14 protein-coding genes and 1 other RNA gene are annotated in these 14,725 nt (G+C 50.1%); 5 read left to right on the top strand and 10 right to left on the bottom strand.

Annotation, left to right across the window (positions count from 1 at the left end):
* Positions 1-18 precede the first annotated feature (18 nt).
* Together AWQ21_RS00180 and trpS are read right to left on the bottom strand one after the other, a co-directional pair.
* The gene (locus AWQ21_RS00180) at positions 19-930 is read right to left on the bottom strand and encodes a methylenetetrahydrofolate reductase (protein ID WP_065712801.1); all 912 of its coding nucleotides are present in this window, start codon (positions 928-930) and stop codon (positions 19-21) included.
* A gap of 44 nt (positions 931-974) precedes the next feature.
* Complete coding sequence (gene trpS / locus AWQ21_RS00175; protein WP_065712800.1) at positions 975-1,985, bottom strand: tryptophan--tRNA ligase; 1,011 nt, start codon at positions 1,983-1,985, stop codon at positions 975-977.
* Positions 1,986-2,195: 210 nt separating this feature from the next.
* Here trpS and AWQ21_RS00170 point away from each other — a divergent pair, with 210 nt between their 5' ends.
* The 3 genes from AWQ21_RS00170 (at position 2,196) to AWQ21_RS00160 (ending at position 5,860) form a co-directional block, all read left to right on the top strand.
* The gene (locus AWQ21_RS00170; protein ID WP_065712799.1) at positions 2,196-3,191 is read left to right on the top strand and encodes a hypothetical protein; all 996 of its coding nucleotides are present in this window, start codon (positions 2,196-2,198) and stop codon (positions 3,189-3,191) included.
* Between the two features lie 88 nt (positions 3,192-3,279).
* The gene (lysS, locus tag AWQ21_RS00165; protein ID WP_065712798.1) at positions 3,280-4,980 is read left to right on the top strand and encodes a lysine--tRNA ligase; all 1,701 of its coding nucleotides are present in this window, start codon (positions 3,280-3,282) and stop codon (positions 4,978-4,980) included.
* Between the two features lie 34 nt (positions 4,981-5,014).
* Positions 5,015-5,860 (top strand): 3'(2'),5'-bisphosphate nucleotidase CysQ, encoded by an 846-nt coding sequence (locus AWQ21_RS00160; protein ID WP_065712797.1) that lies wholly within the window; start codon positions 5,015-5,017, stop codon positions 5,858-5,860.
* A gap of 76 nt (positions 5,861-5,936) precedes the next feature.
* Here AWQ21_RS00160 and ssrA read toward each other — a convergent pair.
* The 4 genes from ssrA to AWQ21_RS00140 all read right to left on the bottom strand — a co-directional run bounded on the left by ssrA (position 5,937) and on the right by AWQ21_RS00140 (position 9,198).
* Positions 5,937-6,332, bottom strand: a transfer-messenger RNA (tmRNA) gene (gene ssrA, locus AWQ21_RS00155).
* Positions 6,333-6,452: 120 nt separating this feature from the next.
* Positions 6,453-6,920: a Dps family protein gene (locus AWQ21_RS00150; RefSeq protein ID WP_369009151.1), complete on the bottom strand. Its 468-nt coding sequence runs from the start codon at positions 6,918-6,920 to the stop codon at positions 6,453-6,455.
* A gap of 161 nt (positions 6,921-7,081) precedes the next feature.
* On the bottom strand, positions 7,082-8,113 hold the full coding sequence (gene csaB, locus AWQ21_RS00145) for a polysaccharide pyruvyl transferase CsaB (protein ID WP_065715132.1): 1,032 nt from the start codon (positions 8,111-8,113) through the stop codon (positions 7,082-7,084).
* A gap of 26 nt (positions 8,114-8,139) precedes the next feature.
* Positions 8,140-9,198 (bottom strand): glycerate kinase, encoded by a 1,059-nt coding sequence (locus AWQ21_RS00140; RefSeq protein WP_065712796.1) that lies wholly within the window; start codon positions 9,196-9,198, stop codon positions 8,140-8,142.
* Between the two features lie 98 nt (positions 9,199-9,296).
* Between AWQ21_RS00140 and AWQ21_RS00135 the strand changes: the two genes are divergently transcribed.
* Positions 9,297-9,818 (top strand): hypothetical protein, encoded by a 522-nt coding sequence (locus AWQ21_RS00135; protein WP_157094675.1) that lies wholly within the window; start codon positions 9,297-9,299, stop codon positions 9,816-9,818.
* Between the two features lie 132 nt (positions 9,819-9,950).
* On the opposite strand, the gene AWQ21_RS15750 is transcribed toward AWQ21_RS00135, so the two are convergent.
* Positions 9,951-10,130 carry a hypothetical protein gene (locus tag AWQ21_RS15750; RefSeq protein ID WP_071932252.1) on the bottom strand — a complete coding sequence of 60 codons (180 nt, stop codon included), beginning with the start codon at positions 10,128-10,130 and terminating at the stop codon, positions 9,951-9,953.
* Between the two features lie 139 nt (positions 10,131-10,269).
* Between AWQ21_RS15750 and AWQ21_RS00130 the strand changes: the two genes are divergently transcribed.
* Positions 10,270-11,625, top strand: coding sequence for a GTP-binding protein (locus AWQ21_RS00130; protein WP_065712794.1), 1,356 nt, complete (start codon positions 10,270-10,272; stop codon positions 11,623-11,625).
* Here the strand turns inward: AWQ21_RS00130 and thiD are convergent.
* The 3 genes from thiD to AWQ21_RS00115 all read right to left on the bottom strand — a co-directional run bounded on the left by thiD (position 11,622) and on the right by AWQ21_RS00115 (position 14,685).
* The gene (gene thiD / locus AWQ21_RS00125; protein WP_065712793.1) at positions 11,622-12,425 is read right to left on the bottom strand and encodes a bifunctional hydroxymethylpyrimidine kinase/phosphomethylpyrimidine kinase; all 804 of its coding nucleotides are present in this window, start codon (positions 12,423-12,425) and stop codon (positions 11,622-11,624) included. The genes AWQ21_RS00130 and thiD overlap by 4 nt on opposite strands.
* Positions 12,426-12,429: 4 nt before the next feature.
* On the bottom strand, positions 12,430-13,677 hold the full coding sequence (ftsZ, locus tag AWQ21_RS00120) for a cell division protein FtsZ (protein WP_065715131.1): 1,248 nt from the start codon (positions 13,675-13,677) through the stop codon (positions 12,430-12,432).
* Positions 13,678-13,842: 165 nt separating this feature from the next.
* The gene (locus AWQ21_RS00115; protein ID WP_065712792.1) at positions 13,843-14,685 is read right to left on the bottom strand and encodes a cell division protein FtsQ/DivIB; all 843 of its coding nucleotides are present in this window, start codon (positions 14,683-14,685) and stop codon (positions 13,843-13,845) included.
* Positions 14,686-14,725 lie beyond the last annotated feature (40 nt).

The following is a 14,725-nucleotide window of genomic DNA, read 5'->3' as shown; positions in this document are numbered from 1 at the left end:
GTAGGCTTAAAAATAAACTTAAACTAAGGCCGGTGCTGTGGGGACTGAAATCGAAACATCCGCTAAATCAAGAATTTGCGGAATCAAATCTTCTTTTTTGACGGCCATCATATGCACACCGTGGCAGAGGTTCTTGGCGATTTTTACTTGCTCCGCCGCAATTTTGAGACCTTCTTCGAGGGGATTTTCGGCCTGGGCTAAACGCTCAATAATGGCGTCGGGAATTTGTGCCCCCGGTACACAACGGTTGATAAATTGAGCATTTTTCGCCGACTTCAACAGAAAAATTCCTGCAAATACAGGCACATCATATTGACTCGCCACCCGGTGCATAAATTCTTCGAGCCGCTGAAAATCCGTGATCATTTGTGACTGGAAAAACTGCGCCCCGGATTCTACTTTTCGGGCAAAGCGAGATTCGATGGTGTACCAACTTTTCAGCTGGGGATCGACGGCTGCCCCAGGGAATAAATCCAGGGGGCCATCGGGCATTTTTTTGTCGTTAAAGTCCTGACCATTATTTAATTTGCTGATGAGCTTTAACAAACGTACCGACTCAAGATCAAAAACTGCCTTGGCTTTAGGGTGATCACCTGCTTTGACTGGATCCCCCGTGAGGGCCAACACATTCCGTAAACCGAGGGCATGGGCACCCATTAAATCTGCTTGGAGACCAATGACATTGCGATCGCGGCAGGCCACCTGGAAAATCGGTTCGATGCCATTTTGCAAGAGGACAGTGGAGGCGGCAATGGAGGACATCCGCATCACAGCCCGGCTCCCGTCGGTCACATTCACCCCATGGACGCGATCGCCAAGCAATTTTGCCATCCGCAACATTTTCGTTGGGTCACCCCCCTTCGGAGGCGCAACCTCAGCCGTAACGACAAAATCTCGATTTTCGATGGCACGACGCAGACGGGTGGTCATGGAAGCAGTTTTAGGGTTAAAAAAATCACAGGTAATGAACCATTCTACAGGGACGGCAGAAAACCAAGGGCGTCTTTTACCTGCTTGAGGGTCGCATTGGCAACAGTGTCGGCTTTTTCACGGCCTTCCCGCAACACCTGATCGAGGTAGTCGGGGTTCGCCATAATGTCATGGTATTTCGTTTGGATTGGCTCTAGGGCGGCAATAACGGTCTCTGTGAGGAGGGGTTTAAATTGACCCCAGCCCATATCGGCACATTCGGCGGCTACGGTTTCTTTGGTTTTGCCACTGATCAGAGCATACAATCCCAGCAAATTATTGCATTCTGGGCGGTTCGGATTGTCAAACTCGAGGCCCCGTTCGGGATCGGTTTTGCACTTTTTGATTTTTTTGGTCAGCACATCGGGGGGATCTAAGAGGTTAATGCGGCTGAGTTCTGAGGGATCAGACTTGGACATTTTCTTGGTGCCATCGGTGAGGCTCATCACCCTCGCCCCCGTCGTCCGAATCAGCGGATCAGGCATTTTCAGCACGGGATTTTTCTTCGTGCCAAATTTGTCGTTAATGCGGATCACAATGTCGCGGGTCAGCTCTAAATGTTGTTTTTGGTCTTCACCCACGGGCACTTTATCGGCGTCATACAAAAGAATATCAGCGGCCATCAGCACTGGATAATCGAGCAAGCCTACGCTGACGTTTTCTCCTTGTTTTTGGGCTTTTTCCTTGAACTGAATCATCCGCTCTAACCAGTTTAGAGGCGTCACGCAATTCAGCAACCAGGCGAGTTCGCTATGGGCCTTAACATGGGATTGAACAAAAATCGTGGAGTGCGCTAAATCAATGCCACAGGCTAAATACAGTGCGGCGATCGCCTTGGTATTGGCCGCGAGAACTTTCGGATCGTGGGGCACCGTAATCGCGTGGAGATCCACCACACAGAAAAAACTGTCATAGTCCTGTTGGATTTCCACCCAGTTTTGGATCGCCCCGAGATAGTTGCCGAGGTGGAGATTACCGGTGGGTTGTACCCCAGAGAGAATGCGCTGTTTCGCCATGGATCGCTACGGTGTGGAATGCCCCAATGATTATCGGCCAAATGTTTCAGACTGTAAAGTTGCCTGACGAAGCCTAGGGGCGATCGCCTGCTTTTGCTTGGGCATAGCACCAGTGGGCCAGATTACAATAGAGATACAGGATCCTAAAATTTGCCCTCTTTTCTCCCGTTAAGTTTAAGGCAGCAATTTTTTTAGATTTCCTGCGGTGATTTGCGCCAGCATTGTCTTGCGGCCCATGCCATGAAGATTCTCTGTCTTACGGTTTTTCCCGATGAGTTTCTTGCTCTCCAAAGGGCGATCCACCACCCCTGGCAAGAAACCGTAACCCCCAGTGGCACTCCCTACCTCGCCACCGACTACGACGGGTTACAACTCGCCATTGTGCATCTTTCTGCGAAATCCCTGGCTAATCCCCAGCGCCTTGTTTCCGTGGGAGATTATCTCAGTCCGCAGTTGATTGTGATGGTCGGCATCTGTCGTGGCAACCCAGCCAAAGTTGTTTTAGGGGATATTATTGTTGCCCAGAAAATTTTCACGCTACCGACAGATAGTTTTACTGACTCCACCTATACCCTCCCCCAACCTTGGCAAGGGCGACTCCTAGGACAATCTAGTGCTTGGCAACAGCAAATTCAAACGCCCCGTCCCAAATCGATGTTGCACCAGCGGGGCTGGTTACTCCACACCCTCTACGACTACGAACTTAAGCCCGACCATTGCCCACCACCCCAAGCACACCCTGAGCGCCGCCACCACTGCCCCGACTGGCCTTTGATTTTCGAGCAATTGCTCACAGAAAAATTACTCACTGCCGACCCAATTCGCCTGACGGCCCAGGCCATCGATTTGATCCGTGAGAATCACGCACTCCATTTAGCGACGGGTTTCCCTCACGATCCGGCAGTTCCGGCAGTCCACCTAGGGGCGATCGCCGATATGACTAATACTGATTTCCCGAACGATGATGATCCTTTTGAAACCCAGACCCACCTATTTGGTTTAGATATCGGCAGTGCTGCCGCCACGACCCTGGCCACTCAAATGGACTGTCCTGCCATCGTGATCAAGGCAGTGCAAAGCTACGGCAATCCTCAACAGCCCCTGCCTTTCCGTGCCTATGCTACCGAAGCGGCCGCTCAATTTTTCCTGGGCTTCCTCCGGCACCTCATGCCCCAAATCCCCCTGACCTGTCCTCGTTCCCCATGAGTTAAAGGCCGTGGCGGTTCTGTTTTGAGAACGAAGCCGTTATAATAGCCGAGTTCTGCGACGAGCCTTCACAGTTTTTAATTTTCCCATGTCTGAGTCTAGCCATTCCTCCCTCGATGACATTCGCGCGACCCGATTAGAAAAGGTCGATCAACTCAAGGCGATCGCCATGAATCCCTACGCCTACAAATGGGAGATCAGCCACCACACCGCCGAACTACAGGAAAAATACAAAGACATTGAAGCAGGGGAAGAAGTCGAAGAAACCGTATCCATTGCCGGAAGAATTCTCGCCCGCCGCGTCTTCGGGAAACTTGCCTTTTTTAGTCTCCAAGACGAAACCGGAACCATTCAGCTCTACCTCGACAAAAAACTGATTAATGCCGGAATGCCCGACCTCGAAGGCGCATTTAATCACCTCAAAAAACTCACTGATGTCGGCGATATTATCGGCGTCAAAGGCATTATCAAACGCACCGAAAAAGGGGAACTCTCCGTGAAAGTGAGCCAATTCGCCATGCTCACCAAATCTCTACTCCCCCTCCCCGACAAATGGCATGGCTTAACCGACATCGAAAAACGTTACCGTCAGCGTTACGTTGATCTAATCATCAATCCTGAAGTCAAAAAAACATTCCGTCGCCGCGCCAAAATCACTGCCGCCATTCGTCGATATTTAGAAGATAGAGATTTTCTCGAAATTGAAACCCCCGTCCTCCAGGCTGAAGCTGGTGGTGCCGAAGCCCGTCCCTTTATCACCCACCACAACACCCTCGATATGCCGCTCTATCTGCGGATTGCCACCGAATTACACCTGAAACGCTTGATCGTCGGTGGTTTTGAGCGGGTCTTTGAACTGGGGCGCATCTTCCGTAATGAGGGTGTTTCCACCAAACACAACCCCGAATTTACCTCCATCGAAGTCTACCAAGCCTATGGTGACTATTTCGACATGATGGATCTCACGGAAGATTTAATCCGTACCCTTGCTCGCGACATCGTGGGCACGACCGAACTTCCCTATGGGGATGCAATGGTCGATGTGGGTTCGCCGTGGCGCAGAGAGACCATGCATAATGTCGTGAAAGAGGTGACGGGCATCGATTTTGCGCAATTGACTGATTTTGCCGCTGCGAAACAAGCCGCTGAGTCGATTGGGATGCATATCCCCGAAAAATGCACCAGCGTTGGACATTTGTTGAATGAAGCCTTTGAGCAAAAGGTTGAGGAAACCTTGATTCAGCCGACCTTTGTCACCGATTACCCCGTTGAAGTCTCCCCCCTTGCCAAACCCCACCGCGATAAACCCGGTTTAACGGAACGGTTTGAGCTATTCATTGTGGGTCGAGAACTCGCCAATGGCTTCTCGGAGCTAACAGATCCGGTGGATCAACGGGAACGGCTAGAGGAACAGGCGGCGAAGAAAGCGGCAGGAGATGTGGAAGCCTGTGATGTGGATGAGGATTTTGTCACAGCGCTGGAATACGGGATGCCTCCCACTGTTGGTTTGGGGATTGGCATCGATCGCCTAGTGATGTTGCTAACAAATTCCGAGAGTATCCGCGATGTGATTGCCTTTCCGCTGCTCAAAAGTCAGAGTAAAGCGGTTAAAAGTTTCGATTACGATGCCGAAAAAAAGATCCTGAAGGTTGAATTTCAAGCGGGCGGTGTCTATCTCTACCACGATATTCCAGAGGAAGTTTTTGAAAATTTCAAATCGGCTCCCTCGGCGGGTCAGTATTTTAATCAGTTTATTCGAGATAAATATGGCTGCGATCGCCTGTCCTAATCACCTAGTTTATTAATTATTTGGATCAAGCATTATGGATCAACAACGGTTAAGGGAAGTTTTGGCGATCGCCCGACAAATCGGTTGGGGCGCAGGGGATGTCCTCCGGAGCTATTACAAAGGCGATATCAAAAATATTTCTGATAAAAAAGATGGCCCCGTTACCAAGGCAGATTTAGCAGCAAACCACTATATTCTGGAAGCGTTTCAGGAAAAGTTGGGCAGCGAAGATTTTGCTTATCTCAGCGAAGAAACCTACGATGGCAATAAGATTGAGCATCCTTGGGTGTGGATTATTGATCCCCTCGATGGTACGCGAGATTTTATTGATCAAACCGGAGAATATGCCGTTCATATTTGTCTGACCAATGAGGGTCGTCCCATCATTTCTGTGGTGGTTGTGCCGGAAATGGAAAAACTTTATTTTGCCCTTAAAGGTCATGGTACGTTTGTGGAAACCCGCGATGGCACAATTGCCCCCATCAGGGTTTCTGAGCGCAATCAACCGGAAGATTTATATTTAGTCGCCAGCCGTACCCACCGGGATCAACGCTTCCAAGATTTGTTAGATCGGCTACCCTTCAAAGACAGAAATTATGTCGGTAGTGTCGGCTGTAAAATCGCCCATATCCTTGAACAAAAATCCGACGTTTATATTTCCTTGTCGGGGAAATCGGCGGCAAAGGATTGGGATTTTGCTGCACCAGAATTAATCCTCACGGAAGCAGGGGGCAAGTTCAGTTATTTTGAAGGAAATGAAGTGCTCTATAACCAAGGGGATGTGGTGAAATGGGGCGGCATTATGGCGTCTAATGGGCCATGTCATGAAGCACTTTGTAAGCAGGCGATCGCCATTCTCAAAGAACTTGACCAAGCCTAAAATGCGATAAATTTCAACGCAAAACAAAACCCCCTAGGTTAATTTAGGGGGGCTTTTTGTTGTAACTGATTGATGGAAATGGAGCCGAGCAGAGTCGAACTGCTGTCCAAACTGGGTATTCACCCCTAGCTCATTCACAGGTTTAGTTCTTCTAATCCTCAGAACGGGAATGACTACTTGTTCCGAGTCACCAAGAATCTCTGGTCTTTGCTTAACTTTAGTTCAAACCAGATGTATCCCTAAAGTGCATCCGTTGGGGGTTTAGTCATAATCCTTAACGGAGTCGAATTATGAATGCTCGAACCTAAGTTAAGGTTGTCTTATTAAGCTACAGCAGCAGCTTTGCGAGCGAAAGGAACGATGTTGTTCGCAGTTACATTTTGTTTGGATCTTTGATTTGCGAGAGGAGACCCACTCTCGACCTGCATCACAGTGGAAGCTTTCGCCAACCTGTCGAAACCGTTGCGGCCCCGTGCAATGTATTTAGTATAGCATTGGGCTACGGTTCTCAGTGGGGGAAAACCCTACAAAACATGAGTGTGTTGCGCAGTGGATTTTGGGGCGATCGCCTCCCTTATTTTTTCTCAGCACTTTAGCCGAGCAAGCTCCGGAGCATCCAGGCATTTTTTTCATGCACCTGCATCCGCTGGGTGAGCAGATCGGCGGTGGGTTCATCGTTCGCCTTGTCCACGGTGGGGAAGATGGAGCGGGCAGTGCGGACGACGGTTTCTTGGCCTTCTACCAAAAGACGAATCATTTCTTCGGCAGTGGGTACCCCTGTGCCTTCGGGAATAGCGGAGAGTTCGGCAAATTCTTGGTAAGTGCCGGGGGCAGGTACACCGAGGGCGCGGATCCGTTCAGCGATGAGATCCACGGCGAGGGCGAGTTCGTTGTACTGGGTTTCAAAAAGTAAATGGAGGGTCTGGAACATCGGCCCAGTAACGTTCCAGTGGAAATTGTGGGTTTTGAGATAGAGGGTGTAGGTGTCGGCGAGGAGGTGACTTAGTCCTTTGGCGATCGCCTCTCGATCTGCTTCGCTAATGCCGGTATTGATGGGCATGGGGCCAGAGACAGTGGTCATGGCGACTTCTTCTTTTGCTTTGGTCTTAGTTTTGGATTTACTACCCATTATGTGAAGATTTTCCAGTTAGAGTGCTTTTACGCCCATTATCAACAATTTTTCTGGCGATCGCACCTTAAGCGTCAAAACCAAACATATTTTTAAAGAAATGTTTTCAATATTTCCTGATGGGTCTGGACTTGGGACTGGATGCTTTGCTGCTGGGCTGGAGTCAGCGGCCGTTGGTCCTGGAAAGCCGTTGTCCATTGCGCCGTAATTGCAGCGGCATCACGGGGGAACTGTTCGAGATCGAGGCCAGGAATGCCGCATTGTTGTTGCAACTGGGTAACCTTGGGATCGTAGCTAAGGGCAAAGCAGGGACAATCTGCGGCGGCAAGGATCAGGCTATGGAGACGCATCCCAATCAAAAAATCCACCTGGGCAAAGAGGCTTTTGTACTGCTGGGGCTGAATCGGGGTAATAATCGCCTTGGGTTCTGCTAATTCGTCATAAAGTTGCTGGGCGATCGCCGCGTCCTGACTTTCTTGAAACGGCACAAGAATAACACTTGCCTGGTTTTGCTGCTGGAATTGTTTCAGGGCTTCTAGGAGAACGGCAATTTTGGGGGGAGTTAAAGTGCGGTGGGAACGCAGATTAACGGCGATTCTAGGCTGGGGCAGATCAGGCATTTCCCCAAAAGGCTGTGCGGCTAAGGCCCACACGGGATCCGGGGCGAGAATGTGGGGAATTTGCCAATTTTTTAACAAGTTTGCTGAGGCTTCATCCCGCACGGTGATTCCTGTACAACTCCTCAGGACAAAGCGAGTGATGTGATTCGCCAAACTAGACTGCAACGGGCCGATACCCTGGGCCCAGGCGACGGTTTTCTTGCCTAGGAGTTGCGCCCATTTCATCAAACCAGCGTAATACAACAAGCTGCCAAGACTCGTGACATCCTGCAATAAACTGCCTCCCCCAAAGATAAAACCATCTGCTTTGGCGATCGCCTTGAGGGTCGCCCAAGATTTGTGGGGAATTGCCGTCACACCGTAGGCTTGGGTCGTGGCGGTGGGATTATGGGAGAGGACAATGGGTTTCACCCCTGAGGGCAACATCTGCAAGAGGGTTAATAGTAGGGCTTCATCCCCCGCATTGCCCTGGCCGTAATAGCCACAAAGAACAACGTTTGGCATCGTGCAATCCGCAAAAAACAAGCCTATTATGCCGGATTCTGGGGGCGATAAATTTTACTAGGGCGATGGGAAGCATCAATTTCAATGACGAGATCTGTCCAATGGGGATTTTGGGTGAGGGGCTGAATAAAAAGTTCTGGGTGGAGCGATCGCCAAAAATAATCCACAAACTGATCAATTTCTGCATCACTCATGCCCGTTTTACCCTGGGCGATCATCTGGTGTTCTGCATCCTTGCGCCATTGTTTGCTCAGGCGATAATCTTCCGGGGACAGCACCAACAGCCGATCCAGCTTTTTCCACAGGGGGATATATTCTGCTAAAGCTTCGTTAATACTTCGCGCAAAAAGGCGATCGCCTTCAGTTGAAATCGGTTCTGGGGCTGTTTCGAAAACTTCCGGGGCAACGGGCCGACAACCCACAAACCACCCCTCAAAAAGAACAATTTCTGCCGGATCAATCCACTCTGGCTGTTGGCGATCGCCTGCGCCCTGGTGCAAAGACTTATCGAAGCGGGGAACGGCGATTTTATCCCCTAGGTTGGCCCGTTGTAGTTGTGTTAAAACCCCTAGGCCGAGGTCTACATCGTGGGTACCGGGGGGGCCACGCCAAATCAATTCCGGTTGAGTTTTCAGTAAATCCTGGCGGGCGGCATAGGTTTTGTAAAGATCATCAATGGAAATCGCCACACAGGGATATTGCCAGCGCGTCAGAATCGTCTGTAACACCCGACAGAGGGTCGTTTTGCCGGTGCCTTGGCCACCGAGGATGCCATAAATTAGCGGCTGATCCTGCTGTTGGCAGGCGGTACGAATTTGTTGGGCCAGGGGTAGCCACAGTTCCCAGAGGGTTTTGAAAATTGCACCTTGATCGTGAAATTGGAGAGTCTCACAGAGCTGAAGAATGTCCGGGGCGATCGCCAAAAAATCCTTAGCCCGGTGGGTAATGCCTGCCAGACTCAGATCATAGTCGAGGGCTTCAGCTTGGATTGGATCTGCTTGGGCTTGTGTCAGCAAGTAGGGAAAGTCTGCCGCTTGGGGTTTCTGTGCCGTAAGCCAATTATTTAAGATCGTTTCTAGTTGCATACTTTAGAATATACTCATTGCTTTATAAATTTTTACTCTTAGCTTAAATGCAAATCTTAAAAATTAGAGTTCATCTTCTACTTTCGTGTTTGTAATAATTGACAAAAATCAAATCTAAAATTCTAAAATCTATTTTTATAATTAAAATGAAGAATGTTTTTCTCTGTACTCTATTCGGATGTTTTTTATTACTACAGTCATGTACTTCTGAACCTGTAAATGAGCAAGAAGTCAGCACATCTACATCTAATACTGCCAGCGATCAGGAAAACAACACACTCTCCATTTCTGATAAAGCAACCTCTCTGTCTCTTGGCATGACGTATGAAGAAGTTTTAGAGTTATTAGGTGGTCAGCCAGATACGGTTCTTAATGACGATATCAGACAAGAAATTGGGGAGCCAGTTCAAGGGTTCGATTTAATCACCTTTAATTGGCGGAATGATAAGCCAAACTGTAGCTATATATCTGTAGATTTTGATCTCATAGAAGAAACTGTTGCAGGTTGGAATGACGGGAGCTTTTGTATGGATGATGCAACATCAGTTTTAACGGAGCCTATAGGCAAATCATGTAGTGAAACAAACCTTTGTGAGCAACCTTTCCAAGAACAACTTTAAAATAATATTTCGGCTTTTTTGAGACAAACCAAGTGCAAGCAATGAAAATCTCAAACTTAAAACTCTAGGTTACTTACCTTGGATTACTTCTGTGCAAAAATGTCCAAAATAAATATTAATTTGCAAGTATTGTCAATGTCGAGAAACTGTATAAACTCTTTGAAATCTTGGTTCAGCATTGTATTGCCATTGATGGTACTCTCGGCGGATATTTTCTAGGGCTGCTAATCGTTCTAAATAAGATGTTTTCAGCCAAAATTGCCGATCATTTTTTCTTTTATGTAAAGATACTTTTTTGATGACTTTTTCCATACTTTTTGTTATGATTTCAAGCTATTTTAATTTTAACTTGCGGCAATCTAGTTCAGCGATCGCCAAATAATTCTATGATGATCGCCCCACGACAACTCGATATCATAGAAAATGGGTTCTACAAATTTTTTTGCTGCCGATGGATAGTCAACAACAGGAAAGGCACTTCACCCTGGCGCGGGCCAGTCTCCAGCAAGCCCTCGCTTGGTATGGCAACACCCGCCGCCATTGGCACTATCCCCCCGACCCGGCATTAAAAGCAGCCGTGCGGCCCGAATTGCAACAACTCCAAACGGCGATCGCCAAACTGGATCAAAATCTATTGCGTATTGCCACCTTTGGCCTGGTTAGTCGTGGCAAATCAGCGGTAATCAATGCCCTCATTGGCGAAAAAATGCTCGAAACTGGCCCCCTCCATGGGGTGACCCAATATCCAAGGGCGGTGCGTTGGCCCCTCACAACGGAAAAACTAAAAATTGAATTAGTTGATACCCCAGGCCTTGATGAAATTGCCGGGGAAGCCCGCACAAAAATGGCGGCAGAAGTCGCGGCAAACTCTGATTTGATTCTGTTTATCATTGCTGGAGATATTACCCGCACCGAGTACGAATCTCTCTACGAACTGCGCCAACAGCACAAACCGCTGCTGGTGGTATTTAACAAAATTGATCTCTATCCCGACTGCGATCGCCAAAGCATTTTCCAGCAACTCCAACAACTGAGCCAAGAATCAACGGGCACCCAGTTTCCCCTCAGTCCCGAAGAAATTGTCATGGTTGCCGCTGAACCCCAACCCCTCGCCGTCCGCATCGAACATCCCGATGGCCGCATTGAAGAAGCCTGGGAAACCCCCGACGCCCAGATTGATCCCCTGCGGGAAACAATTTTTACGATCCTCAGCCGCGAAGGAAAATCTTTGATGGCCGTCCATGCCCTTGTCCAGGCACGTCAACTACAAACGGCGATCGCCCAAAAAACCCTGTCCCATCGCCAAGCCGAAGCCGAAGAATTGATCTGGAACTATGCCAAATCTAAAGGTGCGGCGATCGCCCTGAATCCCATTGGTTTTTTGGATATCCTTGGGGGAACCTTTGCTGATTTAGCTTTGATCCGTGCCCTGGCCCGCTTATATGGATTACCCATGACGAGCTACGAGGCGGCCAAACTCTGGCGCAATATTTTGATCAGTGCGGGAATTTTGTTTGTGGCGGAACTGGGTAGTGGCGTCTTTTTGGGTCTAGGAAAAACGGCCCTCAGTTTTGAATCTTTAACCAATCCGAGCACCCTTGGTCTCTATGGCACCGCCGCCCTCGCCCAGGGGGGAATTGCCGCCTATGGTAGCTATGTGATCGGGAAAGTGACCCAGACTTATCTCCAAAATGGGTGCAGTTGGGGGAATCTGGGGGCGAGTACCACCATTAAAGAAATCTTGGCCCAGTGCGATCGCCAAACCCTGCTGTACCGACTGCAAACGGAGATGCCCCGCGTCGCCTAGGACAACAAGGGGTAAAAATGGCCCACTGGCCCCGTCCCCTGACCAATGGCTAGGCTATGCTTGAGGGCTTCTGTAACGTAGGTTTTTGCCTTGTTGACAGCTTGGAATGGCGCATCTCCCAGGGCTAACCGAGCGGCGATCGCGGCCGAAAGGGTACAACCCGTGCCGTGGGTGTGGGGGGTCTGGATACATTCTGTTTTTAAAACTTCGAGCCGTTCGCCATCAAACCACACATCCACCCCTTGCAATGTCCCGGTCATCGCTCCCCCCTTGACGAGCACTGCCCCACAACCAAGCTGATGAATTTTCTGAGCCGCCTGTTCCATGGTGGCGAGATTTGTAATTGTCAGACCGCTGAGAATCTCCGCCTCGTAGCGGTTTGGCGTGAGGATCTGGGCGAGGGGGATTAATTGCTTTTGTAAAAAGGCGATCGCCCCATCGTCGATGAGCTGTACCCCTGTGCGAGAAACCATTACCGGATCTAAAACCCAGTTGGGGAGTCTACCGATTGCTGCGGCCGCCAAAACCGCCTCCATGATGTTTTCGTTCAGGAGCATCCCCGTTTTCACTGCCTGGACACCGATATCCCCGACCACCGCCTCAATTTGAGCGGTCACCATGGCCGAATTTAGGGCCACCACATCGGTGACGCCAATGGTATTTTGGGCCGTGACACAGGTGATCGCATTGGTACCGTGGACGCCATGGAAGGCAAAGGTTTTGAGATCTGCTTGGATACCTGCCCCACCGCCACTATCGGAGCCTGCGATGGTTAAGGCGATCGCCGGAGTTATCACCATCGACCTACTGCTTAGAACGATTAGAACGGCGCATCAAAAAATCGGGAATATCAGGAAAGCCTGTCCGGGGCGCGGGGGGCTGCTGGGCCTGGGGTGGGGCAGCCGGACGGGGTCTAGGGGCCTCCGGCACCGGTGGAGCCTGGGAAAGATCCGGCTGGGGAACCGCCTGCATCCGGCGCTGTTGGGGTAAAGGCTGGGGCGTTTCTGCGGGCTGGGACTCCGCGGCAAACCCAGTGGCAATAACCGTAATTTTGATTTCCCCTTGGAGATGTTCATCGATCACCGCCCCAAAAATAATATTGGCATTGGGATCGACCACTTCATAAACGGCCTCTGCGGCATCATTGACTTCATGCAGGGTCAGATCGTGGCCTCCAGTAATATTTAGGACAACCCCTTGGGCTCCCTCAATGGACGACTCCATCAATGGCGAAGAAATAGCCATTAAGGCGGCTTCCCGTGCCCTAGATTTACCGGAACCGATACCAATCCCCATCAGGGCAGAACCCGCATCGGCCATCACCGCCCGCACGTCGGCAAAGTCCACATTCACCAGACCAGAGATGGTAATAATATCGGAAATCCCCTGCACCCCTTGGCGAAGCACTTCATCGGCAGCGCGCAGGGCTTCGGACATCGAGGTTTCCTGGGGGATCATATCCAGGAGCTTTGTATTGGGGATGACCAAGAGGGTATCGACGCGGCTCTGGAGTTCTTTGATGCCTTCTTCGGCCTGGTTCGAGCGGCGGCGTCCTTCAAATTTAAAGGGTCGGGTCACCACAGCAACGGTGAGACAACCTAAATCCTTGGCCACTTCGGCAACGATGGGGGCAGCGCCAGTGCCGGTACCGCCTCCCATGCCAGCGGTAATAAAGACGAGATCCGCGCCTTCGAGGGCTTGGGCAATTTCATCACGAGATTCTTCGGCAGCTTTGCGACCAATGGCTGAATTACCACCAGCACCAAGGCCCCGGGTGATTTTTTGACCAATTTGCAGGCGCTTTTTGGCTTTGGAGTTGGTCAGGGCCTGGGCATCGGTATTAATCGCCCAAAAGTCGATACTCGACATGCCCCCTTCAATCATCCGATTCACCGCATTACAGCCACCACCACCCACACCGATGACTTTAATCTGAGCAACGCTGCTGGGCATGATCGGAAATTGCGACGCGGTTTCTTCGGCGCTGGCGGCATGGTTTCCAGTCGCATCAAAGGAAGCATTATGGGGTTGGAATAGATGGTTTTGGCTCACGGTCACAAAGAGAAGTGTGATGGATATGGATATTTAAGTTTAGTCGTTTAACGGAATTTATTAAGTATCTTTTGGGAGAAATTTCTCAGATCATAAGACCTTCAAGCTTTTTTAGACTGCCAGATTTTGGGAGATGTTGCTGTTACAGGGGCGTCATTTTTGGGTTTAGGGTGTTTCGGGCTTGGGAACGGGGGGGACGATGGGTTTATTGCTTTGGATAATGGGCTCGTCGGGATTTTGTAGATCGATGTATTGGATATCCTGGGCGGGAATGGTTGTGCCGAGGGTTTGTTGGAGCTTGGCGATCGCCGCTAATTGTGCTTCGAGCTGCGTGAGATCTGGCCCCAGGTGAAAACTACCAAGTTCGGTGTTCAAAATCAAATTGTTAGAGTCTCGCCAGTTGATGCTCAAAATTTTGACGGGCGATCGCCCCAAGGTTTGATAGAGTTCGGGCCAGAGGGGAAGTTGCAATTCCCGAATTCCGGTCACTTCTAGGGTCGGTAAGGGCTGATATTCACTGAGGGGTTCATAAACGGCGGCGGGAAACCACTGTCCTTCGGCATCCAGGTATCCCGATTCGAGGGGGGATTGTCCTTGACTCGATATGGGAGTTTGGGAACGGGCGACAGGGTAGCGCTCTTGGACTTGGATCGCTAGGCTGGGGGGCACTAGACGACGGGAAACCAGGGCTTCGGCGATCGCCCCTTGGGCTTCAATGGCCTGCTCTAGTTCCTGGGGTTTGAGGGTTAGGATCGGTTGGGGATAGGTGAGGGGAATTAGGGGACGAATCCGCTCTGCCGGAAGGACTTGATTGCCTTCAATGGTGATTTGGGCGGCACTTTTAATAATCCAATCGGGTCGGTCGAGTACCCAAAATGCGCCATAGGCTAAACCCATCAGGGCCAGCGATCGCCATAGACCTTGAAACCAGCGGAGGGTACGCTGTCGTTGTTTTTGCTTCCGTTGCTCCCGGAGCTGCTCCCGTGTTGCCATGGTTGTTTCTGTCATGGGTGGCGCTAAAACCGACACAATGTATGACTATCTTACT

It is taken from the genome of Picosynechococcus sp. PCC 7003 (assembly GCF_001693255.1).
In the GTDB taxonomy this organism is placed as follows: Bacteria; Cyanobacteriota; Cyanobacteriia; order Cyanobacteriales; family MRBY01; genus MRBY01.
This window is presented reverse-complemented; position numbering and strand designations above follow the sequence as displayed.

Excerpts from the sequence above, each read along its gene's own strand:
- thiD (WP_065712793.1), bottom strand. The coding sequence starts at position 12,425 with ATGGTGATAACTCCGGCGATCGCCTTAACCATCGCAGGCTCCGATAGT.
- AWQ21_RS00115 (WP_065712792.1), bottom strand. The coding sequence starts at position 14,685 with ATGACAGAAACAACCATGGCAACACGGGAGCAGCTCCGGGAGCAACGG.
- lysS (WP_065712798.1), top strand. The coding sequence starts at position 3,280 with ATGTCTGAGTCTAGCCATTCCTCCCTCGATGACATTCGCGCGACCCGA.
- trpS (WP_065712800.1), bottom strand. The coding sequence starts at position 1,985 with ATGGCGAAACAGCGCATTCTCTCTGGGGTACAACCCACCGGTAATCTC.
- AWQ21_RS00130 (WP_065712794.1), top strand. The coding sequence starts at position 10,270 with ATGGATAGTCAACAACAGGAAAGGCACTTCACCCTGGCGCGGGCCAGT.
- csaB (WP_065715132.1), bottom strand. The coding sequence starts at position 8,113 with ATGCCAAACGTTGTTCTTTGTGGCTATTACGGCCAGGGCAATGCGGGG.
- AWQ21_RS00180 (WP_065712801.1), bottom strand. The coding sequence starts at position 930 with ATGACCACCCGTCTGCGTCGTGCCATCGAAAATCGAGATTTTGTCGTT.
- AWQ21_RS00140 (WP_065712796.1), bottom strand. The coding sequence starts at position 9,198 with ATGCAACTAGAAACGATCTTAAATAATTGGCTTACGGCACAGAAACCC.
- AWQ21_RS00150 (WP_369009151.1), bottom strand. The coding sequence starts at position 6,920 with ATGCCCATCAATACCGGCATTAGCGAAGCAGATCGAGAGGCGATCGCC.
- AWQ21_RS15750 (WP_071932252.1), bottom strand. The coding sequence starts at position 10,130 with ATGGAAAAAGTCATCAAAAAAGTATCTTTACATAAAAGAAAAAATGAT.
- AWQ21_RS00160 (WP_065712797.1), top strand. The coding sequence starts at position 5,015 with ATGGATCAACAACGGTTAAGGGAAGTTTTGGCGATCGCCCGACAAATC.